This window comes from Streptomyces sp. NBC_01689 (genome assembly GCF_036250675.1).
GTDB lineage: Bacteria > Actinomycetota > Actinomycetes > Streptomycetales > Streptomycetaceae > Streptomyces.
Genome location: NZ_CP109592.1, coordinates 8319980 through 8341821, shown reverse-complemented (window position 1 = coordinate 8341821; position 21842 = coordinate 8319980). Strand labels below are relative to the sequence as shown.

Annotated in this window: 21 protein-coding genes and 1 pseudogene; 7 read left to right on the top strand and 15 right to left on the bottom strand. The window is 72.0% G+C overall.

Features of this window, described 5'->3' with window-relative positions; genetic code table 11:
- Positions 1-110 precede the first annotated feature (110 nt).
- On the bottom strand, positions 111-1316 hold the full coding sequence (locus OG776_RS35875; protein WP_148012816.1) for a geranylgeranyl reductase family protein: 1206 nt from the start codon (positions 1314-1316) through the stop codon (positions 111-113).
- A gap of 185 nt (positions 1317-1501) precedes the next feature.
- Between OG776_RS35875 and OG776_RS35870 the strand changes: the two genes are divergently transcribed.
- Positions 1502-2857, top strand: coding sequence for a dipeptidase (locus tag OG776_RS35870; RefSeq protein ID WP_148012817.1), 1356 nt, complete (start codon positions 1502-1504; stop codon positions 2855-2857).
- Between the two features lie 184 nt (positions 2858-3041).
- Here OG776_RS35870 and OG776_RS35865 read toward each other — a convergent pair whose 3' ends face one another.
- Together OG776_RS35865 and OG776_RS35860 are read right to left on the bottom strand one after the other, a co-directional pair.
- Positions 3042-4082, bottom strand: coding sequence for an NUDIX hydrolase (locus OG776_RS35865; RefSeq protein ID WP_148012818.1), 1041 nt, complete (start codon positions 4080-4082; stop codon positions 3042-3044).
- Between the two features lie 140 nt (positions 4083-4222).
- Positions 4223-4417, bottom strand: a complete 195-nt coding sequence (locus OG776_RS35860; RefSeq protein WP_148012819.1) for a hypothetical protein — start codon at positions 4415-4417, stop codon at positions 4223-4225.
- 233 nt (positions 4418-4650) lie between these two features.
- On the opposite strand from OG776_RS35860, the gene OG776_RS35855 reads away from it, so the two are divergent.
- A complete protein-coding gene (locus OG776_RS35855; protein WP_187285926.1) occupies positions 4651-5280 on the top strand; it encodes a PASTA domain-containing protein in 630 nt (209 codons plus the stop codon).
- Positions 5281-5323: 43 nt separating this feature from the next.
- Here the strand turns inward: OG776_RS35855 and OG776_RS35850 are convergent, their stop codons facing one another.
- Positions 5324-6142 carry an inositol monophosphatase family protein gene (locus tag OG776_RS35850; protein ID WP_410093276.1) on the bottom strand — a complete coding sequence of 273 codons (819 nt, stop codon included), beginning with the start codon at positions 6140-6142 and terminating at the stop codon, positions 5324-5326.
- A 406-nt stretch (positions 6143-6548) separates the two neighbouring features.
- Between OG776_RS35850 and OG776_RS35845 the strand changes: the two genes are divergently transcribed.
- On the top strand, positions 6549-8591 hold the full coding sequence (locus OG776_RS35845; RefSeq protein WP_187285927.1) for an NPCBM/NEW2 domain-containing protein: 2043 nt from the start codon (positions 6549-6551) through the stop codon (positions 8589-8591).
- 516 nt (positions 8592-9107) lie between these two features.
- On the opposite strand, the gene OG776_RS35840 is transcribed toward OG776_RS35845, so the two are convergent.
- On the bottom strand, positions 9108-10067 hold the full coding sequence (locus tag OG776_RS35840; RefSeq protein WP_329323169.1) for an ROK family protein: 960 nt from the start codon (positions 10065-10067) through the stop codon (positions 9108-9110).
- Between the two features lie 196 nt (positions 10068-10263).
- Here OG776_RS35840 and OG776_RS35835 point away from each other — a divergent pair, with 196 nt between their 5' ends.
- Positions 10264-11328: a LacI family DNA-binding transcriptional regulator gene (locus OG776_RS35835; RefSeq protein WP_148012823.1), complete on the top strand. Its 1065-nt coding sequence runs from the start codon at positions 10264-10266 to the stop codon at positions 11326-11328.
- Between the two features lie 339 nt (positions 11329-11667).
- Here the strand turns inward: OG776_RS35835 and OG776_RS35830 are convergent, their stop codons facing one another.
- Positions 11668-12972 carry a DUF6986 family protein gene (locus tag OG776_RS35830; RefSeq protein WP_148012824.1) on the bottom strand — a complete coding sequence of 435 codons (1305 nt, stop codon included), beginning with the start codon at positions 12970-12972 and terminating at the stop codon, positions 11668-11670.
- A 190-nt stretch (positions 12973-13162) separates the two neighbouring features.
- Here OG776_RS35830 and OG776_RS35825 point away from each other — a divergent pair.
- Positions 13163-14061, top strand: a pseudogene (locus tag OG776_RS35825) (endonuclease/exonuclease/phosphatase family protein).
- Between the two features lie 56 nt (positions 14062-14117).
- On the opposite strand, the gene OG776_RS35820 reads toward OG776_RS35825, so the two are convergent.
- The 5 genes from OG776_RS35820 to OG776_RS35805 form a co-directional block, all read right to left on the bottom strand.
- Entirely contained in the window at positions 14118-15080 is a 963-nt protein-coding gene (locus tag OG776_RS35820) for an electron transfer flavoprotein subunit alpha/FixB family protein (RefSeq protein WP_148012825.1), read from the bottom strand.
- A gap of 75 nt (positions 15081-15155) precedes the next feature.
- Positions 15156-15941, bottom strand: coding sequence for an electron transfer flavoprotein subunit beta/FixA family protein (locus tag OG776_RS35815; RefSeq protein WP_148012826.1), 786 nt, complete (start codon positions 15939-15941; stop codon positions 15156-15158).
- A gap of 206 nt (positions 15942-16147) precedes the next feature.
- Positions 16148-16657 carry a flavin reductase family protein gene (locus OG776_RS35810; protein ID WP_148012827.1) on the bottom strand — a complete coding sequence of 170 codons (510 nt, stop codon included), beginning with the start codon at positions 16655-16657 and terminating at the stop codon, positions 16148-16150.
- Between the two features lie 80 nt (positions 16658-16737).
- Positions 16738-16818, bottom strand: a complete 81-nt coding sequence (locus tag OG776_RS42530) for a putative leader peptide (protein WP_351629460.1) — start codon at positions 16816-16818, stop codon at positions 16738-16740.
- 126 nt (positions 16819-16944) lie between these two features.
- Positions 16945-17358: a TlpA family protein disulfide reductase gene (locus OG776_RS35805; RefSeq protein ID WP_148012876.1), complete on the bottom strand. Its 414-nt coding sequence runs from the start codon at positions 17356-17358 to the stop codon at positions 16945-16947.
- A gap of 75 nt (positions 17359-17433) precedes the next feature.
- On the opposite strand from OG776_RS35805, the gene OG776_RS35800 reads away from it, so the two are divergent.
- Positions 17434-17850 (top strand): DUF4395 domain-containing protein, encoded by a 417-nt coding sequence (locus tag OG776_RS35800; protein WP_148012828.1) that lies wholly within the window; start codon positions 17434-17436, stop codon positions 17848-17850.
- Positions 17851-18035: 185 nt separating this feature from the next.
- Positions 18036-18764, top strand: coding sequence for a lysophospholipid acyltransferase family protein (locus OG776_RS35795; RefSeq protein ID WP_148012829.1), 729 nt, complete (start codon positions 18036-18038; stop codon positions 18762-18764).
- A gap of 91 nt (positions 18765-18855) precedes the next feature.
- Here OG776_RS35795 and OG776_RS35790 read toward each other — a convergent pair whose 3' ends face one another.
- The 4 genes from OG776_RS35790 to OG776_RS35775 all read right to left on the bottom strand — a co-directional run bounded on the left by OG776_RS35790 (position 18856) and on the right by OG776_RS35775 (position 21840).
- Positions 18856-19332, bottom strand: coding sequence for a phenylalanine--tRNA ligase beta subunit-related protein (locus OG776_RS35790; RefSeq protein ID WP_329323167.1), 477 nt, complete (start codon positions 19330-19332; stop codon positions 18856-18858).
- 23 nt (positions 19333-19355) lie between these two features.
- Positions 19356-19928: a transglutaminase domain-containing protein gene (locus tag OG776_RS35785; protein WP_329323166.1), complete on the bottom strand. Its 573-nt coding sequence runs from the start codon at positions 19926-19928 to the stop codon at positions 19356-19358.
- Between the two features lie 89 nt (positions 19929-20017).
- Entirely contained in the window at positions 20018-21097 is a 1080-nt protein-coding gene (locus OG776_RS35780) for a threonine aldolase family protein (protein WP_148012832.1), read from the bottom strand.
- On the bottom strand, positions 21094-21840 hold the full coding sequence (locus OG776_RS35775; protein ID WP_148012833.1) for an SDR family NAD(P)-dependent oxidoreductase: 747 nt from the start codon (positions 21838-21840) through the stop codon (positions 21094-21096). Before OG776_RS35775 ends, OG776_RS35780 begins: the two co-directional genes overlap by 4 nt.
- Positions 21841-21842: the final 2 nt, after the last annotated feature.

The window sequence follows — 21842 nt, the reverse complement described above, 5'->3', positions numbered from 1 at the left end:
AGGCAGCCCCGCGAGCCCCGGCCGCCCGCGGGGACGGACCGCCCCGAACCGGAGGCCCGGCGCCCGAGCCCTCCGGCCCGGCCGTCACCACCCCCGGCCGCCGGCCGGTTCTACTTGTCGAGCGCGGTGAGGGCTCGCCCGGCCAACGGGTGGGACCGGACGAGTTCGCCCAGCGTGGTCGAGCCGCGGGTGATCCGTGCGAACGCGTTCCAGGCGGGCCGGAACCCGGTCAGGACGGCGTGCAGCGTGCCCGGCCGCCGCTCGAACGCCGTGAGCATGCGCTTGCCGACGCTCATCTCGACCCCGAGCCCGGCCTTGATGGCGAAGGCGTAGTTGAGCGCCTGGCGACGGGTGTCCACCGCGTCGTGCGCCTCGGCGATCCGTACCGCCCACTCCCCCGCCAGCCGCCCGGAACGCAGCGCGAAGGAGATGCCCTCGCGTGTCCACGGCTCCAGGAGTCCCGCCGCGTCCCCGCACACCAGGACCCGCCCGCGGGACAGCGGGGAGTCGTCGGCGCGGCAGCGCGTCAGGTGGCCGGACGAGATGCTCGGCTCGAAACCGGCGAGCCCGAGCCGGGCGATGAAGTCCTCCAAGTACCGCTTGGTGGCCGCTCCTTCGCCGCGGGCCGAGATCACGCCCACGGTGAGGGTGTCCCCCTTGGGGAACACCCAGCCGTAACTCCCGGGCATCGGACCCCAGTCGATCAGGACCCTCCCCTGCCAGTCCTCGGCGACGGTCTCCGGCACCGGGATCTCCGCCTCCAGGCCGAGGTCGACCTGGTCGACCTTCACCCCGACATGCGCCCCTATGCGGCTGGCGCTGCCGTCCGCGCCGACCACCGCGCGTCCCAGCACCGTCTCGCCGCCCTGCAGCACGACGGCGACGGTGCGCCGGTCCGGCACGGCCGAGCCGTGCTGCTCGACCCGCGAGACCGTGACGCCCGTACGCAGCTCGGCGCCCGCCTTCTGCGCGTGCTCGACGAGCTGCTGATCGAACTCGGGCCGGTTGATCAGCCCGAAGAGCATCTGCTTGGAGCGCCGGGTGCGGGTGAACTTGCCGTCCAGCGAGAACGTGACCGCGTGCACCCGGTCCCGCAGCGGCAGCTCGAAGCCCGGTGGCAGCGCGTCGCGGGACGGGCCGATGATCCCGCCGCCGCACGTTTTGTAGCGCGGCAGGTCCGCCTTCTCCAGCAGCAGGACGCTGCGTCCCGCGACCGCTGCCGCATAGGCGGCCGAGGCGCCCGCCGGCCCCGCGCCGACCACGACGACGTCCCACACCATCTGTCCGTCGTCCGCCGAAGAGTTCTCGCTGCTCACGATGGTCTACTGCTCCCAGTCCAGCCGTCTGCCGCACCTGCTCTCCCGCATCCTACGGCGGACGTCGCCGCAGGCCACTGTGGGAGGATCGGCAGCGTATGCGCCCTGCACACCAGTGCGCGCGTGCGCACCATCCGGTCACCCGTACCCAGAAGTACAACGTCGCACCTACAAGGAGCGTGCCCATGTCGTCGAATCCGGTCGCCGAGACCGTCGCCTCGCTGATGCCCGTGGCAAAGGCGGAGCTCACCGAACTGGTGGCCTTCAAATCGGTGGCGGACTTCGGCCAGTATCCGCGCGTCGAGAGCGAGGGCGCGGCCAACTGGATCGCGGACGCCCTGCGTGCCGAGGGCTTCCAGGACGTGGCGCTGCTCGACACCCCGGACGGGACGCAGTCGGTGTACGGCTACCTGCCCGGCCCCGAGGGCGCGCGGACGGTCCTGTTGTACGCGCACTACGACGTGCAGCCGCCGCTGGACGAGGCGGGCTGGACATCGCCGCCGTTCGAACTGACCGAGCGGGACGGTCGTTGGTACGGGCGTGGCACCGCCGACTGCAAGGGCGGCCTGATCATGCACCTTCTCGCGCTGCGCGCGCTGAAGGCGAACGGCGGCGTCCCGGTGAACGTCAAGGTCATCGCCGAGGGCTCGGAGGAGCAGGGTACGGGCGGTCTCGAGCGGTACGCCGAGGAGCACCCGGAGCTGCTGACCGCGGACACCATCGTCATCGGCGACGTCGGCAACTTCCGGCTCGGCCTGCCCACGGTCACCTCGACGCTGCGCGGCATGACTCTCGTGCGGGTCCGGATCGACACCCTGGAAGGCAACCTGCACTCGGGCCAGTTCGGCGGCGCGGCACCGGACGCGCTCAGCGCGCTGATCCGGGTCCTGGACTCGCTGCGCGCCGAGGACGGTTCGACGACGGTCGACGGCCTCACCGGTGACGCGCGGTGGGAGGGGCTGCAGTACGACGAGAAGGCCTTCCGCCAGGACGCCAAGGTGCTCGACGGGGTGGAGCTGATCGGCTCCGGTTCGGTCGCCGACCGCATCTGGGCCCGTCCGGCCGTCACGGTCCTCGGTATCGACTGCCCGCCCGTCGTCGGCGCGACTCCGTCCGTGCAGGCGGGCGCCCGCGCGCTGGTCAGCCTCCGGGTGCCGCCGGGCACGGACGCGGCCCGGGCGACCAAGCTGCTGCAGGCCCACCTGGAGGCGCACACGCCGTGGGGCGCGCGCGTGACCACGGAGCAGATCGGCCAGGGCCAGCCCTTCCGCGCCGACACCTCCAGCCCGGCGTACACGGCGATGGCCGAGGCGATGGCGGTCGCGTACCCGGGCGAGGAGATGCAGTCGGCCGGCCAGGGCGGCTCGATCCCGCTGTGCAACACGCTGGCCTCGCTCTACCCGCGGGCGGAGATCCTCCTGATCGGCCTGAGCGAGCCGGAGGCGCAGATCCACGCGGTGAACGAGAGCGTCTCCCCGGACGAGTTGGAGCGTCTGTCGGTCACCGAGGCGCTGTTCCTGCAGAAGTACGCGGCGAGCTGAGCGGACTCGGAGGTGGTGGGCCCGCGCCTCGCGACGCGGCGCGGCCGCCCGCCACCACCCGCCGGGCGGCCGCGCCGCGGGTTCGGGCGCACAGGTGTCACCGGACCGTCCGCAGCGCACGACCGCGGGAGCCCGTGGACCGCATGGCCGACACGCCGGTTCGGCTTCCTCCGAGCCGGGCCGTTCAGCCGAGCGGGACGCCCGCCTCCAGGTAGAGCGCGGCGCCGCGCTCCCGCGCCCGCAGGGCCCATCGCAGCCGCTCGTAGCGAACGGGGGGCAACAGGTCGGCCGCCTCCTGTTCGGTGACGAAGCGCCAGGCGCGCAACTCCGGCCCGGGCAGCAGCAGTCGGTGGACCTCGGCGGAGCCGAGCAGACCTCCGTCGTAGAGGAGTCGCAGGCCGCCGTAACCGGGCGGCGCGGGCGGTTCCCAGTCGACGACGAGCAGGCCGGGTACGTCGTCGAGCCGTATGCCGGTCTCCTCGGCGACCTCGCGCATGCCCGCGCGGGCCGGGGCCTCGCCCGACTCGACGACGCCGCCGGGGAACTCCCAACCGGCCTTGTACGTCGGGTCGACGAGCAGGACCCGGTCCTCCTCGTCGAAGAGGAGCACGCCCGCGGCGACCGTCTCGGAGGTGGGTTCGGGGGTCTGCACGATGTCGCAGGCCGCCGCGTCGCCGGTGCGGACGGCCTCGGCGACGCGCAGCGCGGTGTCGTACGGCGTCAGGTCGCTGGTGTCGACGGGGTGCGCGTCGGCGGTGAGCCAGGAGGCGAGCGCCGCGCGGTAGGGCTCGATGTGGTCGTAGCACCACTGGCGCATCCGTATCTCGCCGTCCGGGAGGTCCTCGGGTATCTCGCGGTGCGCGATGCGCTCGCGCAGGATCGTTTCCGCCGGGGCGAGGAGGACATGGCGTACCTCGATCCGGCGCGCGGCGAGGCCGCCGAAGATCTCGTCGCGGTACTCCTGACGCAGCAGGGTCATGGGAACCACGAGGACGCCGCCGAGCTCCGCGAGCATGGCGGCCGCGGTGTCGACCACCAGGCGTCGCCAGATCGGCAGGTCCTGGAAGTCGCCGACCTCGGCGAGGTGTTTGGGCGGCAGGAGCTTCGTGAGTCCGCCGCCGATGACCTCGGGGTCGAAGAGCGTGCTGTTCGGGATCAGGTCGATCAGTTCCCGTGCGGTGGTCGTCTTCCCCGCACCGAACGCACCGTTGATCCAGACGATCACGGTTCCCCCTCTTCTGTTGGCCCCCTGTGGCTTGCCCGCTCCACCCTGCCACGGAAACCAGCCGCTGATGAGGGAGCCGAACGGCGCGGCGCCGGCACCCCCGCGACGGGGTGCCGGCGCCGCGCGCGGGTCGCTTCGGCTCAGCCGTTCCGGTCGGCCCCCGACTCGTCCATGGCCAGGCTGTCGCTGCCGAGCGTGTGGTCGACGGAGCTGAGCGTGTCGTCGACGTGCAGGTCGCCGAGGGCGCTGTGGTCGACGGCGTGGGAGGGGGTGATCGCCGCGACGACGAACCCGGTGGCGAGGGAGGCGATGGCCAGCATGCTGCGCTTCTTCATGCCCGGTTCAACTCCCGAAACGCCGCCGGGTCACGGTCCGATGACGAGAAGTCACGGCGCGGCCACGCGGACGCCCCTCGCGCCGTCCCGACGGAAGGCACCCCGCCGAGGCCGGTGATCCGCGGACCGCCGCTCCGGCGGGGGCCGGTGACGGTGCGTCCGGAATCCGCCGTCTGCCGTTTCGTATGCTGTTCCGTGCGTTCCGTCCGCATCAGCACTCCTTGGGGGAATACGTGCGCACTCGGATCATCGGTGCCGCCCTGCTCACGGCCGGGGTCATGGGCCTTGTCGCCTGTCAGCCGGCGGACGACGGCAAGGGCACCGGCACCACGGCCCCCACCGCCACGGTCTCCGCGCCGAAGGGAGGCGAACCGACCGCGGGCGAACGCCGGAAGGTGCCCGACTTCGTCGGCATGGGCCTGCAGTCCGCCCAGGACGAGGCCCAGAAGCGGGGCTTCCGGTCACTGAGGTCGCACGACTCGCTCGGCCGGGACCGTCACCAGATCCTCGACCGGGACTGGAAGGTCTGCACACAGAACGTCAGGGCCGGCACCACGGCCGACGTCGGCACGACGCTGGACTTCGGATCGGTGAAGCTCGCCGAGACCTGCCCCTCGAAGGACGTGGCGGCCCCGTCCGTGGCAGGCGGACGGATTCCGGACTTCACCGGAAAGTCCGTGAAGGCGGCGCGGTCCGCGCTCGACCCGAGTACGTCGCTCACGGTCAAGGACGCGTCCGGCGAGCGGCGTTGGATCCTGGTGGAGAGCAACTGGAAGGTGTGCACGCAGTCCCCGGCCTCCGGTTCCGTTCTGCGGGGCCGGCCGGTGGAGCTCACGGCGGTCAAGTTCGACGAGTCCTGCTAGGTCGTGTCCGACCTGGGCCCCGCTCACCGGGCCGGCGAGGGGTTCACCCGCCGCGCGGGGCCCGGCCGTGGATCATCGACATCAGGAGCCCGTGGGTCTCCTCGTCGGCCGCCGCGACGACCCCGCGGCCGGTCGGTCCGACCGGGGCGCCGTCGATCCCGGTGACCACGCAGCCGGCGGCCCGGCACACGGCGATGCCCGCGGCGAAGTGCACACTCCTCGTCAGGTCGCCGCCGTCGGTGACGTACGCGGCGCGGCGCCCGGCGGCGACCCAGGCCAACGCGAGCGTCGTGGACACGACCCGCGGCCGGAACCGCTCGATGAATCCGGGGTGCGCCAGCAGGTCCACGGCCCGGAATCGGGGTGCGTTCGGGAACGGCGGGTCCAGGTTGACGTCCACCAGGCGGCCGGTGGACGTGGGGGCCGAGGGAACGTCCACCCCGTCGCGGCTCATCCAGGCGGTCTCGCCGTCGGTGACGAGGATCTCACCGGTGAAGGGATCGGCCACCGCCGCGGCGCCGTCGCGCAGCGCCACGTTGACGGCCACCTGCGTGGTGCCGGCGGCGTAGTTCAGGGTGCCGCACAGGGGATCCACCAGCCACTCGCGCACAGCGCCGGGCACGCCCTGGTGCCCGCCCTCCTCGCCGAGGACCGCGTCCGCGGGACGAGCGGCACGGATGATGTCCACGATCGCCTTCTCGGCCTCGACATCGGCCTGGGTGGCGAAGTCCCCGGCGCCCTTGTCGACACGGGCGAGACCGCGGCCGTGCAGGGCGCGCACCACGTCGGCGCCGGCGCGTGCCGCGGCCGTGGCGACCCCGGCGTCGTCAGCTTTCGCCCATGCGTCGATCACACCGCGCAGGATAGCGGGGCACGGTCGGGCCGACGCACGGTCCCGGCCGTCCGCAGGCCGGCCCCGACGCGCCACGCCCCGCAGGGCCGCGCGGGCGTGGAGCCGGCACCGGTATCCCTCCACTGACGCCTCCCGGACCTCCGATGTCCTGCCGTGCCTTCGCGCGCATCGACCTCTCCGGCGATGAACCGATGACCTCGCGCCCGGCGCTCTCCTCGGTTCGTCATTCAACACAACCGAACGCGCTGACCTGAATCACTGGCCCATCCGCCCACATGGGTACGGCTTCTGACGGCATGTAGGGCAGTCCTTCCCTTCCTCTTCCAACAGAGTCCGACACGTCCTACCGTAAACGCGCACGCTTGTCGCGGACATGCTGCCATCTCGTCTTTCGCGAGTTCGGAGGAACGTCACGATGCGTCACCTTCACACCCGCACCACCCGCATCCCTCGCACAAGATTGGTCGGAGCGCTCCTCGCCGGGCTGTTGTGCGCGGCGGGTCTCGCCGCACCGGCACTGGCTTCCCCGGTCACGGACCCGGTCGCCCCGGCCCTCGACGACGGGCTCGCCCTCACCCCGCCCATGGGATTCAACAACTGGAACTCCACCCACTGCAGGCCGGAGTTCAACGAGAGCATGGTCAAGGGGATCGCCGACCTCTTCGTCGAGAAGGGCCTCAAGGACGCCGGGTACCAGTACGTCAACCTGGACGACTGCTGGGCCCTGCCCGCCCGGGACGCGGACGGGCAGCTGGTCCCCGACCCGGCGCGCTTCCCCGACGGGATCAAGGCGGTCGCCGACTACGTGCACGCCAAGGGGCTCAAACTCGGCGTCTACACCAGCGCCGGCACGAAGACGTGCGACGGCGCGGGCTTCCCCGGCGCCCTGGGCCACGAGTCCAGCGACGCACGGCAGTTCGCCGACTGGGGCGTCGACTACCTCAAGTACGACAACTGCAACAACCAGGGCGTGGACGCCAGGCTGCGGTACACGACCATGCGGGACGCGCTGCGCGCCGCCACCCGGGAGACCGGACGCCCCATCGTCTACAGCATCTGCGAGTGGGGGGAGAACAAGCCCTGGGAATGGGCCTCCGGCGTCGGCCAACTGTGGCGCACGACCGGGGACATCAGCGACAACTGGGGCTCGATGCTGTCGATCCTCAAGCAGAACCTTCCCCTCGCCCCGTACGCCGGTCCCGGCCACTGGAACGACCCGGACATGCTGGAGGTCGGCAACGGCGGGATGACCGACACCGAGTACCGCTCGCACTTCTCGATGTGGTCGGTCATGGCCGCTCCGCTGCTCATCGGCTCGGACCTGCGCAAGGCCACCCCCGCCACCCTCGACATCCTCGCCAACAAGGAGGTCATCGCGGTCGATCAGGACCCCCTGGGCAAGCAGGGTGCCGTGCTCTCCTCCGAAGGCGGACGGTGGGTCGTCACCAAGGAGATGAAGGACGGCAGCCGCGTGGTGGCGCTGTTCAACGAGACCGGCGGCGCGCAGCGCATCGCCACCACCGCGGCGGCGGCCGGGCTCCCCGCGGCTCCCGCCTACACCCTGCGCGACCTGTGGCAGCACCGGAGTTACAACACCGCGGGCGGTATCTCCGCGACCGTCCCGGCGCACGGCACGGTCCTTTTCCGCGTCTCAGCCGGACACGGGTGGAACAAGCAGGCCCCGGCGGTCGAACTCGGCCTGGACGAGGACCCGTTGGTGGAGGCGGGTACGCCGGCGACCCTGACGACGACGGTCACCGACCTCGGCCGCACCACGGCGCTGAACGTCTCGGTGAAGCTCAGCGGGCCCGCGGACTGGGCGCTCAGGGCGGCTTCGCGGACCACCGCGCCGGCGGTGCCGACCGGGCGTTCGCTGCGCACCAAGTGGCGGCTCACCGTGCCCGAGGGCACCGCCACCGGATCGTACGACCTGACACTGCGCACGACGTACCGCTCACCGCGCGGCGAACGCGTCGAGAGCGCGCTGCCGTTGACCGCCTCCGTGGTCGTGCCACCGCCCCCGGGCACCTCCTCCCTCGGTGACCTGCCGTGGATGTCGGCCGCGAACGGGTACGGGCCGGTCGAGCGCGACACCAGCAACGGCGAGAGCGCCGCGGGCGACGGTCATCCGATCACCATCGGCGGTGTCGTCCACGCCCAGGGGCTCGGGGTGCACGCCGCGAGCGCCGTCGAGTACTACACCGGCAAGCGGTGCGAGACCGTCACCGCGGACGTCGGGGTCGACGACGAGAAGGGCGACAGGGGCACCGTCGCCTTCGAGATCTGGGCGGACGGCACCGAGGTCGCCTCGACCGGGGTGCTCACCAACGCGATGCCCGCGCAGCCGGTCTCGGCCGACGTGCACGGCGCCCGGGTGGTCCGACTGGTCGTCACCGACGGCGGCGACGGGATCGACTCGGACCACGCCGACTGGGCCGACGCACGGCTGACCTGCTGAGCGGTCCACCCCGGACGCGGGAGGGCCGGTAGCCCTCCCGTTCCACCGGGCGGAGGGTGAGCGGCTCTCCCTGACGAGCGAGCCGCTCACCCTCCGCCCGCCTCCCGTTCAGCCACGCTCTGTTCAGCCTCGCCCGGCCGCTCCGTCAAGCCGCTCCGTCGGCAGCGCCACCGGGTCGCTCCGCGCGCACGTCCCACCCGGGCGCGGCGCCCGGGCCAGGGGCTCACGGCCGATGTCACCTGGCGAGCAGCGGAGAGGCAGACGGCGCGCGGTCGGGCGCAGGCGGCCGGTGCCTCACACCCACGGGGCACAGCCGCCCCGGAGCCATGTGCCGCCGCGCCACACGACCCCCACGCCCATGTGACCGACTCATCGACCCATCGGCCCATCGACTCATCGACCCACCGGCTCATCGGCCGGGCAGCCCGCCCCCTGGCCTGTCAGCCGGCCTGTCGCCCGGTCGGACGGTCGGCCGGTCGGCCCGCGGGTCCGGGCAGCCGACCCGGACCGCGGCTTTCAGCCGCCGACCCCCGCGGCCGTCTCGTTCGACTGCCGGCTGAGCGCGGCCGCCGCCGCGCCGACCAGTCCCGCGTCCGTGCCCATCACCGCGGGCGCCACCGTCAGCCGCCGCACGAAGGACAGCGTCGCGTAGTCGCCGAGGGCCTTGCGCAGCGGGTCGAGGAGCACGTCGCCCGCCTTGCCCACACCGCCGCCGATGACGGCGATGTCGATCTCGACGAGGGTCGCGGTGGCCGCGATGCCAGCCGCCAGCGCCCTGGCCGCCCGCTCGAAGGAGGCCACGGCCACCGGATCGCCCGCGCGGGCGGCCTCGGCCACCGCGGCCGCCGAGGTGTCGCCGTCGGGTCCGGGCAGCCAGCCACCCTCCAGGGCACGGCGGGCGATGTTCGGACCGCTCGCGATCCGTTCGACGCAGCCCCGCGAACCGCAGGGGCACGGATCGCCGTCGAGGTCCACGCTGATGTGCCCGATGTGACCGGCGTTGCCGGTGGGGCCCGCGTGCAGCTGTCCGTTCAGGACCAGACCGCCACCGACACCCGTCGACACCACCATGCACAGCGCGTTGTCGTGGCCGCGGGCCGCACCCTGCCAGTGCTCGGCCGCGGTGATGGCGACCCCGTCGCCGATGAGCTCGACGGGCAGACCGCCGGTGGCCATCCGGACCCGATCGACGAGCGGGTAGTCGCGCCAGCCCGGCACGTTCACGGGGCTCACGGTCCCCGCCGAGGCGTCCACCGGACCCGCGCTGCCGATGCCGACGGCCGCGGCCCTGCTCCACAGCGGGGAGACCGTCAGTTCACCGATCACGGCCTCCACGGCCCCCATGACGGTGTCGCCGTCCTCCTGCGCGGGCGTCGCACGCTGCGCGCGCAACAGGATCCGGCCACGGCCGTCCACGAGCGCTCCGGCGATCTTGGTGCCGCCGATGTCGAGCGCGGCCACGAGGTCGGTGTGCATCAGTGTCAGTTCTCCTGGTGAACCTTGCGAAACAGGGCAGACCGGTCTCGCGGTGGGGGGCGCAGGCCGGAGAATGCGGTGAACAGTGTCTCCCGCATCTGACAACGTTGTCCAGGCTCTATGCTCGACGCCACATCCTCATACATCCCCATGGACCGTCGCATCACCGTGGACGACAGGAATTGGTCACCTCACCGTGGACGACAGGACAGGACAGCACATCGTGGCAGAGACCGCCCGCCGATCCGAAAACCGTTACGGCAACCGCCCCACCATGAAGGACGTGGCGGCGCGTGCCGGAGTGGGTCTCAAGACGGTCTCCCGCGTGGTCAACGGCGAGCCGGGCGTGACCCCGGACACCGAGCGCCGGGTGCAGGAGGCCATCGACGCGCTGGGCTTCCGGCGCAACGACAGCGCGCGCGTGCTGCGCAAGGGCCGCACCGCCAGCATCGGTCTCGTCCTGGAGGACCTCGCGGACCCGTTCTACGGCCCCCTCAGCCGCGCGGTGGAGGAGGTGGCACGCGCTCACGGCGCGCTGCTCATCAACGGTTCCAGTGCCGAGGACCCGGAGCGCGAGCAGGAGCTGGTCCTCGCGCTGTGCGCCCGCCGGGTGGACGGGCTGGTCGTCATTCCGGCGGGTGACGACCACCGGTACCTCGAACCCGAGATCAAGGCGGGCGTGGCCACGGTGTTCGTGGACCGACCGGCCGGTCAGATCGACGCCGACGTGGTCCTCTCGGACAGCTTCGGCGGGGCCCGGGACGGCGTGACCCATCTGATCGACCACGGCCACCGCAGGATCGGCTTCATCGGTGACATGCCCCGCATCCACACCGCCGCCGAGCGGCTGCGCGGCTATCGCGCGGCCATGGAGGACGCGGGCATAGCGGTCGATCCCGCCTGGATGTCCCTGGGGGTCACGGACCCGCAGCGGGTGCGCGACGCCGCGGAGGAGATGCTCTCGGGCGACTCCCCGGTCACCGCGATCTTCGCGGGCAACAACCGTGTGACGGTCACGGTGGTCCGGGTCCTCGCCGAGCACCGCCGTCCCGTGGCCCTGGTCGGCTTCGACGACATCGAACTCGCCGACCTGCTCCAGCCGGGGGTCACCGTCGTCGCCCAGGACGCCGCCGCCCTCGGCCGCACCGCCGCCGATCGCCTCTTCCGTCAGCTCGACGGCACCCTCATCAACCCCGAGCGCATCGAGCTGCCGACCCGTCTGATCACCCGCGGTTCGGGCGAACTGCCACCCTCCGTCTGAGCGGTGGCCGCTCGGCACCCGCGCGGTGCCGACGCCCCGGCCCCTCCGGGCCACCTCCCGCGCGACCGTCGGACATCCGGGTGCGCGACGCGAGGGCTGCCGACTCCCTGACGCCGAACGGCTGTTGCCGCGCGCGAGCCGGGCCCACGGGGATCACGTACGGGGTTCTCGCGGCCGGCTCCCGTGCCCGCTCCGCCGACTCCGTTCGAGACGGCCGGGTGCGGGCCGGGGCGCGGCCACCACGGCCGCGGTGGCGTCAGGGACGCCGAGGTCGGCCGGCACCTCGGACCGCGCGGTGGCTCCTGTCCGTAACCGCCCGGCGCGCACCCCCGGCGCGCCCTACTTCCCCGAAGCGGTCAGGTCGCCGCGCCTCGGTGTGGCGAAACCCTCCAGGTCCGCGCGCGTCAGGCCCGTCAGCCGGGCGACCTCCGCGATGTCCAGGGCACCGCAGTCCAGGCCGCGCAGGAGGTAGCCGCCGAGCGCCTTGGCGGTGGCGGGTTCGTCCATGACGTCCCCGTCGGTGCGGTTGGCGTAGCGGGCCAGTCGCCCGGCAGCCTGTTCGAAGCCCTCGCGGTAGAAGGCGAAGACGGCCGCGTAGCGGGTCGGGAGGTGGCCGGGGTGCATGTCCCAGCCCTGGTAGTAGGCGCGGGCCAGGGCGCGTCGGGTGAGGCCGTAGTGCAGGCGCCAGGCGTCGTGCACCTTCTCGGTGGGGCCGACCGGCAGCACGTTCGTGGAGCCGTCCGAGACCCGTACGCCGGTGCCCGCGGCGGCGACCTGCATGACCGCCTTGGCGTGGTCGGCGGCCGGGTGGTCACTGGCCTGGTGGGCGGCGCTGACGCCGAGGCAGGCGCTGTAGTCGAAGGTGCCGTAGTGCAGGCCCGTGGCGCGCCCCTCGGCGGCCTGGATGATCCGGGCGACGGTCGCGGTGCCGTCCGTCGCGAGGATCGACTGGCTGGTCTCGATCTGGATCTCGAAACCGATCCGCCCGGGCGGGAGGCCGCGCGCCTTCTCGAACTCCTCCAGCAGTCGCGCCATCGCGGTGACCTGTTCCGCGTACGTCACCTTGGGGAGGGTGAGGACCAGTCCGTCGGGCAGGCCGCCCGCGTCCATCAGCCCGGTGAGGAAGACGTCGAGCGTACGGATGCCCCGGCGACGGACCGGTGCCTCCATGCACTTCATGCGGATGCCCATGTACGGAGCCGCCGTACCGTCGGCGTACGCCTGCGCGATCAGCCGGGCCGCGCGCGCCGCCGCCTCGTCCTCCTCGGCATCCGGACGCGGACCGTAGCCGTCCTCGAAGTCGACCCGGAGGTCCTCGACCGGTTCCCGCTCCAGTTTGGCCCGCACCCGGTCGTACACGGGCGCGGCCAGGTCGTCGCCGAGGCCGAGGACGGCGGCGAAGGAGGCGGCGTCGGGGGCGTGCTCGTCGAGGGCCGCGAGCGCCCGGTCGCCCCAGGAGCGGACGGTGTTCGCGGTGAACGCGTCCGCGGGCACGTACACGGTGTGGACGGGCTGCCGGCTGCCGGGGTCCCCGGGGTAGCGGCGCTCCAGTTCGGCGTCGACGGCGGCGAGGGAGGCACTGATCCCCTCGCTGACGGCACCCGCGAGGCTCGTCGCCACCTTCTCCTGCTGGCCCTTGCCCATCCCACACCCTCCTGTTTTCCGCTTCACGGAATCAACAATCCGTAGAGCGAAGTTATCCAGGGCGCTTCCCGTGGTCAACACCCGTCCGCACCCTGGTCGCGCCCCGTTCCGTCACCCTCTCTCCTGCCCCACGCCTTCTTCCGCGCACCGCCCCGCACCCTTCATGCTGGCCGTGCGGGGAGGGGATCACATGTCGAACATCCGCCGGGTGACCCGGCGCCTGGGTCTGCGGACCGCGATGGCCGCCGCGGTCACCGCGCCCCTGCTCGGTACGGCGGCCGCGTCGGCCGGTCGCGGGGACGACGGCCGTCCGCTGGACGTCACGACGTTCAATCTGCGCTACGCGAGCGCCACCGGGCCGCACAGCTGGGCCACGCGCCGTCCGGTGATGCGCGAGCTGCTGCGCCGCACGGCCCCCGGCGTCATCGGCACCCAGGAAGGCCTGTACCAGCAGGTGCGTGACATCGCGTCCGACCTCGGGCGGCGCTACGACTGGATCGGCGCCGGCCGTGCGGGCGGCAGCCGTGACGAGTTCGTGGCGGTCTTCTACGACACCGACCGTCTCGCCCCGGCCGAGTACGACCACTTCTGGCTCTCCGACACCCCCGAGGTGATCGCCTCGAACACCTGGGGCGGGTCGCACGTCCGTATGGCCACCTGGGTCCGCTTCCGTGACCTGCGGGCGGGCGGACGGGAGTTCTACGTCCTCAACACCCATCTGGACAGCGGGAGTCAGTACGCGCGCATGCGGGGGGGGCCGCGCTGATCGGGGAGCGGATCGCCGGGTTCGACCGGGCCCTGCCGCTGGTGGTGACCGGCGACTTCAACAGCGCCGCCCACGGCAACCCGGTGCACGGCGCGATGCTGGGCGCGGGTCTCGTCGACACCTGGGACACCGCGGCGGAACGCGGCACCCCGTACGCCACCTTCCACGGCTACGGACCACTCGTGCCCGGCGGCGAGCGCATCGACTGGATCCTGGCCACGCCCGGGGTGCGGGCGGAGCGGACGACGGCCGACACCTTCACCCTGGACGGGCGGTACCCGAGCGACCATCTGCCGGTGCGGGCCACGCTGCTCCTGGGATGAACCGAGGCCCCCGTGACCGCGCGGGCGGTCACGGGGGCCTCGACGGCCGGGGCAGGTCAGCCCTTGCGGGCCTTGATCTCGTCGGTGAGCTGCGGGACGACCTCGAAGAGGTCGCCGACCACGCCGTAGTCGACGAGGTCGAAGATCGGGGCCTCGGCGTCCTTGTTGATCGCCACGATCGTCTTCGACGTCTGCATACCGGCGCGGTGCTGGATGGCGCCGGAGATGCCGGAGGCGATGTACAGCTGCGGCGAGACCGACTTGCCGGTCTGGCCGACCTGGTTGGAGTGCGGGTACCAGCCGGCGTCCACGGCGGCGCGCGAGGCGCCCACGGCCGCGCCGAGCGAGTCGGCGAGGTTCTCGATGACCGAGAAGTTCTCGGCGCCGTTGACACCGCGGCCGCCGGAGACCACGATCGCGGCCTCGGTCAGCTCGGGGCGGCCGGTCGCCTCGCGCGGGGTGCGCGCGGTGACCTTGGTGCCGGTGGCCTTCTCCGAGAAGGAGACGGCGAGGGCCTCGACGGCGCCGGCGGCCGGAGCGGCCTCCACGGCGGCGCTGTTGGGCTTGACCGTGATGACCGGCGTGCCCTTGGAGACACGGGACTTGGTGGTGAAGGAGGCGGCGAACGCGGACTGCGTCGCGACCGGGCCCTCGTCACCGGCCTCCAGGTCGACGGCGTCCGTGATGATGCCGGAGCCGATGCGGACCGCGAGGCGGGCCGCGATCTCCTTGCCCTCGGCGGAGGACGGGACGAGCACGGCGGCCGGGGACACCGCCTCGTACGCGGCCTGCAGCGCGTCCACCTTCGGCACGACCAGGTAGTCGGCGTACTCGGCGGCGTCGTGCGTGAGGACCTTCACCGCGCCGTGCTCGGCGAGCGCCGCGGCGGTGTTCCCGGCGCCGGAGCCGAGGGCGACGGCGACGGGCTCGCCGATGCGGCGGGCGAGCGTCAGCAGTTCCAGGGTGGGCTTGCGGACGGCACCGTCCACGTGGTCGACGTAGACGAGAACTTCAGCCATGGGACTTCTTCTCTCCTGCTTACGAAAGATGAGGGGCGGTCGGCGTGTCGGGGTTCAGCGAGCCTCGAACGGGCCTCAGATGAACTTCTGGCCCGCGAGGAACTCGGCGAGCTGCTTGCCGCCCTCGCCCTCGTCCTTGACGATCGTGCCGGCGGTGCGCGCCGGGCGCTCGGCGGCGGAGTCGACCTTGGTCCAGGAACCCTCGAGACCGACCTCGTCCGCCTCGATCTCCAGGTCCTCCAGGTCCCAGGACTCCACCGGCTTCTTCTTGGCGGCCATGATGCCCTTGAAGGACGGGTAGCGCGCCTCGCCCGACTGGTCGGTCACCGACACGACGGCGGGCAGGGAGGCCTCCAGCTGCTCGGAGGCGGTGTCGCCGTCACGGCGGCCCTTGACGACGCCGTCCTCGACGGAGACCTCGGACAGCAGCGTGACCTGCGGGACGCCCAGACGCTCCGCGAGCAGCGCCGGGACGACACCGGCGGTGCCGTCGGTGGACGCCATGCCGGAGATGACCAGGTCGTAGCCGGCCTTCTCGATCGCCTTGGCGAGCACCAGCGAGGTGCCGATGGCGTCGGTGCCGTGCAGGTCGTCGTCCTCGACGTGGATGGCCTTGTCGGCACCCATCGACAGCGCCTTGCGCAGCGCGTCCTTGGCGTCCTCGGGGCCGACGGTCAGCACGGTGATCTCCGCGTCGTCCGCTTCGTCGGCGATCTGCAGCGCCTGCTCCACCGCGTACTCGTCGAGCTCCGAGAGCAGACCGTCCACGTCGTCACGGTCGACGGTCAGGTCATCGGCGAAGTGCCGGTCGCCAGTGGCGTCGGGCACGTACTTCACAGTGACAACGATCCTCAAGCTCACGCCGGCTCTCCTACTGCATCGTCATTTCTGGGCTGCCTTCTTTCAGGCAGCATAGGCGCCTGAAGCGGCCGATCCCGGTCGGGGCGGCCCGCGCTCCGAACGAAATATTACTCGCCAGTACATCCACTTCCTGCCCACTGAGCAAGCGCTTTGCACTGTGACCTTGGCAACGCTGTGTAACCGACGAGTAGGTTCGGAAGCCCGTGTCAGTCGCGCAGGCCGTTGAAGCTCCCCTGGTGGTACAGGAGCGGGCGTCCGGCGCCCGAGGGGTCGCCGAGAACGACCTCGGCCAGCACGATGCGGTGGTCCCCCGCCGGGACCCTGGCCACGATCCGGCAGACGAGCCAGGCGAGCACGTCATGGAGGACGGGTACGCGCTCGGGTCCCGCGCGCCAGCGGGTGGGCGCGCCGAAGCGGTCGGCGCCGCTCCTGGCGAAGGTGGCGGCCAACTCCCGCTGGTGTTCGCCGAGTATGTGCACGCCGACGTGGTCGGACTCGGAGATGGCGGGCCAGCTCGACGCGCCGGAGCCGACACCGAAGGAGACGATCGGGGGCTCCGCGGAGACCGAGGTGAGGGAGGTGGCGGTGAAACCGACGGGGCCTTCGTCGCCCTGGGCCGTGATCACGGCGACACCGGCGGCGTGCCGGCGGAAGACCGAGCGCAGCAGTTCGGGCGAGGCGAGCTGATAGGTGCCGAGTCCGGGCGTGGCCGTCATGGAGTCGTCCTCACTGCGAGAGGTGTCGTGGGGGTCCCCCGCCCGGGCGGCGCCGAGGGCGGGAGAGGGTCCGCGGGTGCTCAACGGACCGGACAGCACGCACTGGCGGTGCGGGCCAGGTCCACGTGGACACGCTCGAAGAGAAGGAGTTCCGGGGGCATACGGTCAGGCTGACGATAGGTGGAGGGTGCAGTCAAGTGCGGTCCCGCCTTTGGGAGCTGTCTCACCGTCGCCCCGCAGGCGGACGGAACCGGTCGGCACCGGCCGGGTCCCGGCGGACCGCGCGGTCACACGGCCTCGCCGAGCGCCGCGATCACATCGGCCTTGCGGGGCTGCCCCGTGGCGCGGCGCACGATCCGGCCTTCGGCGTCCAGGACGAGCACGGTCGGGGTCTTGAGGATGTCCAGTTCGCGGACGAGGTCGAGGTGGTCCTCCGCGTCGATCTCGACATGGGCCACTCCGGGCACCAGCCCGGCGACCTCGGTGAGCACCCGTCGGGTGGCCCGGCACGGGGCGCAGAAGGCGCTGGAGAACTGGACGAGCGTGGCCCGTTCACCGAGCCCCTCCCCCAACTCGGCCGCGCCGAGGCGCTTTCCGCCGTCGCGTCCGCGCACCCTCACCCTCCCGCTCCGCCGCCGATGCAGCAGTCCGTATCCGCTCGCCGCGGCGAGCACCGCCAGGCACACCACCAGTCCGGTCATCATGTGCACAAGCATTCATGAGACCGCAAAGATTCCCGCGGCCACGGATCGCCTCCGCTGCGGAATGCTTGATTCATGGACATCGATGTGAGGGGGCCGCGGTTCGGCGCGGCCGTGACGGCCGTCGTACTGGCGGCCGTTCTGGTCACCGGAAGCGTCTGGCTCCTGGCCTGGCAGACCCTGGCGTTCGCGCTGGGCGCGGCGGGAGGCGTGACGCGCTCGCCGTACGGCGTGCTGTTCAAGGCCGTCGTACGCCCCCGTCTCGGACCGCCGACCGGGTTCGAGGCGCCCGAGCCGCCCAGGTTCGCCCAGGCCGTCGGTCTCGGGTTCGCGGTGGTGGGGCTGATCGGTTACACGGTGGGAGCCGGCTGGCTGGGCCTCGCGGCGACCGGGTGCGCGCTCGCGGCGGCGTTTCTCAACGCGGCGTTCGGGTACTGCCTCGGGTGCGAGATGTACCTGCTCGTACGCCGGCTGTCCGTCCGCACGCGGTAAAGGCGGGTTAAAAGACCGAGGTGGATCACGGGAGGACGTGACGAGGATCTCGCCGCCGCGAGGCACCAGGGCTGGCCACTCGTCCGTTCTTCGGGCACGATCTGCGCAATGCCGTAAACCTACGGCTGCGTAACTTCCCGCCGGGGGGACCCCTTCCCAGGCAGAGAGAAGGGTCCACCCCGTCCATGGCAGAGCTTGTCTACCGTCCCGTCATCGGTCTCGCCCATACGCTGTTCAAGGCCTGGGACCTCAAGATCGACTGCAAGGGGTCGGAGAACATCCCGCGCTCGGGCGGCGCCGTGCTGGTGAGCAATCACATCAGCTACCTCGACTTCATCTTCGACGGACTGGCCGCCCTGCCGCAGAAGCGGCTCGTGCGTTTCATGGCCAAGGAGTCGGTGTTCCGGCACCGGATCTCCGGTCCGCTGATGCGGGGCATGAAGCACATCCCGGTGGATCGCAAGCAGGGCGAGACCGCTTACCAGCACGCGCTGGACTCCCTGCGCTCGGGCGAGATCGTGGGCGTCTTCCCCGAGGCGACCATCTCGCAGTCCTTCACGCTGAAGAGCTTCAAGTCGGGTGCCGCGCGCATGGCCCAGGAGGCCGGCGTGCCGCTGATCCCGATGGCCCTGTGGGGCACCCAGCGGCTGTGGACCAAGGGGCACCCGCGCAACTTCAGGCGCAGCCACACCCCGGTCACGATCCGGGTGGGCGAGCCGGTGGAGGCGCCGCAGGACCAGTACGCCGGCGCCATCACGCGGCGTCTGCGCGAGCGGGTCCAGGAGCTCCTGGAGGCCGCGCAGCGCGCCTACCCCGTCCGCCCCAAGGGGCCGGAGGACACCTGGTGGATGCCCGCGCACCTCGGCGGCACGGCACCGACCCCCGAAGAGGTCAAGGCGGCCGAGGCGCGCTGAGCGTCACTCCGGCGCACGGCGGGCCGTCACTTCGCGTCGTCACTCCAGGCTGCCGGTCCGGGTCGTCACACCGGGCTGCCGGTCCGCGCCGTCACACCGGGGCGTGCACCGTGACGCGTGCCCCGGGGCTGAACTTCTCAAGCAGTTCGGCGAGTTCGGCGGCGGCCGCTCCGAGCGCGGGGACCGGCAGCGGCGCGAGACCCTCCAGCAGGAAGATCGCCGAGGTGGACTGCTCCGTGAGGCGGGTGCGCGGCCCCTGGCGCCAGTTCCAGCGCCGGCAGGTCACACCGACCGCGTCCCGCCACACCACTTCGCCCGCGTCCGGGTGCTCGACCGTCCCGGCGCCGTCCGCGACGGTCTCGAACTCCTCGTCGCCCGCGGCCCGTACGAGACGCATCCCGCCGCTGACACGGTCGATGTCCTCACCCCCGACCGGGGCGTCGTCGAGCAGGGCCGAAGTCCCCTCGATGCTCGGCCCGTTGGTCAGTCCGTGGGCCTCGACGGCGACATGGGTGAAGCCGGGCGCCAGGGCGCGCACCTCGTCGGACACGGTGAGCGTGAGAGTCATGATCCGAGGTGCCTGCCTTGTTCTCAGAGTGCGGTGGGGAGCGTCTTCCAGAGGTGAGGCCGGTCGGTGGCGGCCCTGAGCGCGCTCAGCACGACCGGATGCGGTTCAGCGTACAGGACCGGATAGTCCAGGTCATTGGACTCCGGATCGGGCGTGAACGCGAGCCGCTCGCCGTCCAGGGAGAACCGCGCGTCCACCCCGGGTTTGTTGCCACGGGGGTCCTGCCGATGCCAGGCACCGCGGAAACGGACCGCCACCAGCCCGTGCACCTGCTCGAACTTCTGGTAGCAGAACCCCGTCGAGATGTCCTCGGCACGCAGCAGCGCGGCCAGGGCGTGCGCCTTCGCGTAACAGATGCCGGTGCGCCGTTCCAGGACGTCGGAGGCGCGCCAGGTGACCCGCGGATCACCGGAGTCCTGCGAGTGCGGGATGGCGTCGCGCACGAATTCGAAGGCCGCCCGCGCATAGGTATACGAGTCGGCCGCCCCCTTGGCAAGCCGCGCGGCCGTCTCCCGTACCAGCGGATGCCGGTGGTCGATCACCTCGTCGTCGGCCAAGTAGGCGGAGAGGTCGGGGTTTTCCTGGATGAGCTCCATACCGGCAGAGCATAGGAATACGGCCGACCGAGAGTCAATGACTTTTCGGTCGACCGTATATCTATGCAGATAGTGTCCGCGGTGGACTGTCAGCCCTGGTGCTGGGCCATCTCCTCCTTGAGCGCGGCGAGGAATCCGTCGACGTCGTCCTCGGTCGTGTCGAAGGAGCACATCCAGCGGACGTCGCCCGCGGCCTCGTCCCAGAAGTAGAAGCGGTGTCGCTTCTGCAGCCGCTCGCTCACGTCGTGCGGGAGGCGGGCGAAGACCGCGTTGGCCTGGACCGGGTGGAGGATCTCCACGCCGTGCACCGAGCGGACGCCCTCGGCCAGCCGCTGGGCCATCGCGTTGGAGTGGCGGGCGTTGCGCAGCCACAGGTCCTTGGCGAGCAGCGCCTCCAACTGCACCGAGACGAAGCGCATCTTGGAGGCCAGCTGCATGGAGAGCTTGCGCAGATGCTTCATCTGCCGGACGGCGTCCGGGTCGAGGACGACGACCGCCTCCCCGTACAGCGCGCCGTTCTTGGTGCCGCCGAGGCTCAGGATGTCGACGCCCACCGCGTTGGTGAAGGTCCGCATCGGGACGTCGAGCGAGGCGGCCGCGTTGGCTATCCGGGACCCGTCCAGGTGCACCTTCATGCCGTGCGCGTGGGCGTGGTCGCAGATGTCCCGGATCTCGTCGGGCGTGTAGAGCGTGCCGAGCTCGGTGCTCTGGGTGATCGAGACGACCTGCGGCATGGCACGGTGCTCGTCGTCCCAGCCGTACGCCTGCCGGTCGATCAGCTCGGGGGTGAGCTTGCCGTCGGGGGTGGGGACGGTGAGCAGCTTGAGGCCGCCCATGCGCTCGGGCGCGCCGCCCTCGTCGACGTTGATGTGCGCGCTCTCGGCGCAGATCACCGCGCCCCAGCGGTCGGTGACCGCCTGGAGCGCGACCACGTTGGCCCCGGTGCCGTTGAAGACCGGGTAGGCCTCCGCGGTGGCACCGAAGTGGCTGCGGATGATCCGCTGGAGGTTCGCCGTGTAGTCGTCCTCGCCGTACGCGACCTGGTGTCCGCCGTTGGCGAGCGCCACCGCCGCGAGCACCTCGGGGTGGGCGCCCGCGTAGTTGTCGCTGGCGAAACCGCGGACGGCCGGGTCGTGGTGGCGCCGGGCGTCGGTCTTGGGAGGGTTCACGGCTTCTCGGTCAGCCACAGACGTTTTCCGTTCACTTCACCGGCGGGCAGGTCCCAGACGCCCGCGATGGACTCCGCCAGCGCGTCGACGTCCGTGAAGCCCGCGAACTTCGCGTTCGGGCGCTCGGCGCGCATCGCGTCGTGCACCAGTGCCTTGACCACCAGGATGGCAGCCGCCGAGGTGGGACCCTCCGCGCCCCCCGCCTTGCGGAAGAAGTCGGCCATGGCGAGCGTCCACGCCTCCGCGGCGGCCTTGCCCGCGGCGTAGGCGGCGTTGCCCGCGGTCGGCTTGCTCGCGGCCGCGGCGCTGATCAGGAGGTACCGGCCGCGGTCGCTGCGCTGGAGCGCCTCGTGGAACGCGAGGGAGGTGTGCTGCACGGTACGGACCAGCAGCAGTTCGAGGAAGTCCCAGTCGTCCAGGCTCGTCTTGGTGAAGGTCTCGCTGCCGCGCCAGCCGCCGACGAGGTGCACCAGACCGTCGACCCGGCCGAAGTCCTTCTCGACGCGGGTGGCCCACTCGCGGGTCGACTGCAGGTCGAGCAGGTCGACCGTGTCCCCGACGACGGTGGCGCCGCCGTGCCCGTAGCGGGCCGCGTCCACGGCCGCCGCGAGGCGCTCGGGGTCGTTGTCCGAGCCGACGACGGTCGCGCCCGCGTCGGCGAGCCGGGCCAGCGTCGCGCGTCCGGCGGGTCCACCCGCGCCGGCCACCGCGATCACCGCACCGCTGAGAGCTCCGTTCGCCATCT

What these genes read in the sequence shown, in the direction of transcription:
- OG776_RS35810 (WP_148012827.1), bottom strand. Translation starts at nt 16,657, where the DNA reads ATGACGGCCACGCCCGGACTCGGCACCTATCAGCTCGCCTCGCCCGAA.
- OG776_RS35805 (WP_148012876.1), bottom strand. Translation starts at nt 17,358, where the DNA reads ATGACCGGACTGGTGGTGTGCCTGGCGGTGCTCGCCGCGGCGAGCGGA.
- OG776_RS35845 (WP_187285927.1), top strand. Translation starts at nt 6,549, where the DNA reads ATGCGTCACCTTCACACCCGCACCACCCGCATCCCTCGCACAAGATTG.
- OG776_RS35800 (WP_148012828.1), top strand. Translation starts at nt 17,434, where the DNA reads ATGGACATCGATGTGAGGGGGCCGCGGTTCGGCGCGGCCGTGACGGCC.
- OG776_RS35840 (WP_329323169.1), bottom strand. Translation starts at nt 10,067, where the DNA reads ATGCACACCGACCTCGTGGCCGCGCTCGACATCGGCGGCACCAAGATC.
- OG776_RS35790 (WP_329323167.1), bottom strand. Translation starts at nt 19,332, where the DNA reads ATGACTCTCACGCTCACCGTGTCCGACGAGGTGCGCGCCCTGGCGCCC.
- OG776_RS35775 (WP_148012833.1), bottom strand. Translation starts at nt 21,840, where the DNA reads ATGGCGAACGGAGCTCTCAGCGGTGCGGTGATCGCGGTGGCCGGCGCG.
- OG776_RS42530 (WP_351629460.1), bottom strand. Translation starts at nt 16,818, where the DNA reads ATGCCCCCGGAACTCCTTCTCTTCGAGCGTGTCCACGTGGACCTGGCC.
- OG776_RS35870 (WP_148012817.1), top strand. Translation starts at nt 1,502, where the DNA reads ATGTCGTCGAATCCGGTCGCCGAGACCGTCGCCTCGCTGATGCCCGTG.
- OG776_RS35795 (WP_148012829.1), top strand. Translation starts at nt 18,036, where the DNA reads ATGGCAGAGCTTGTCTACCGTCCCGTCATCGGTCTCGCCCATACGCTG.
- OG776_RS35860 (WP_148012819.1), bottom strand. Translation starts at nt 4,417, where the DNA reads ATGAAGAAGCGCAGCATGCTGGCCATCGCCTCCCTCGCCACCGGGTTC.
- OG776_RS35830 (WP_148012824.1), bottom strand. Translation starts at nt 12,972, where the DNA reads ATGGGCAAGGGCCAGCAGGAGAAGGTGGCGACGAGCCTCGCGGGTGCC.
- OG776_RS35820 (WP_148012825.1), bottom strand. Translation starts at nt 15,080, where the DNA reads ATGGCTGAAGTTCTCGTCTACGTCGACCACGTGGACGGTGCCGTCCGC.
- OG776_RS35785 (WP_329323166.1), bottom strand. Translation starts at nt 19,928, where the DNA reads ATGGAGCTCATCCAGGAAAACCCCGACCTCTCCGCCTACTTGGCCGAC.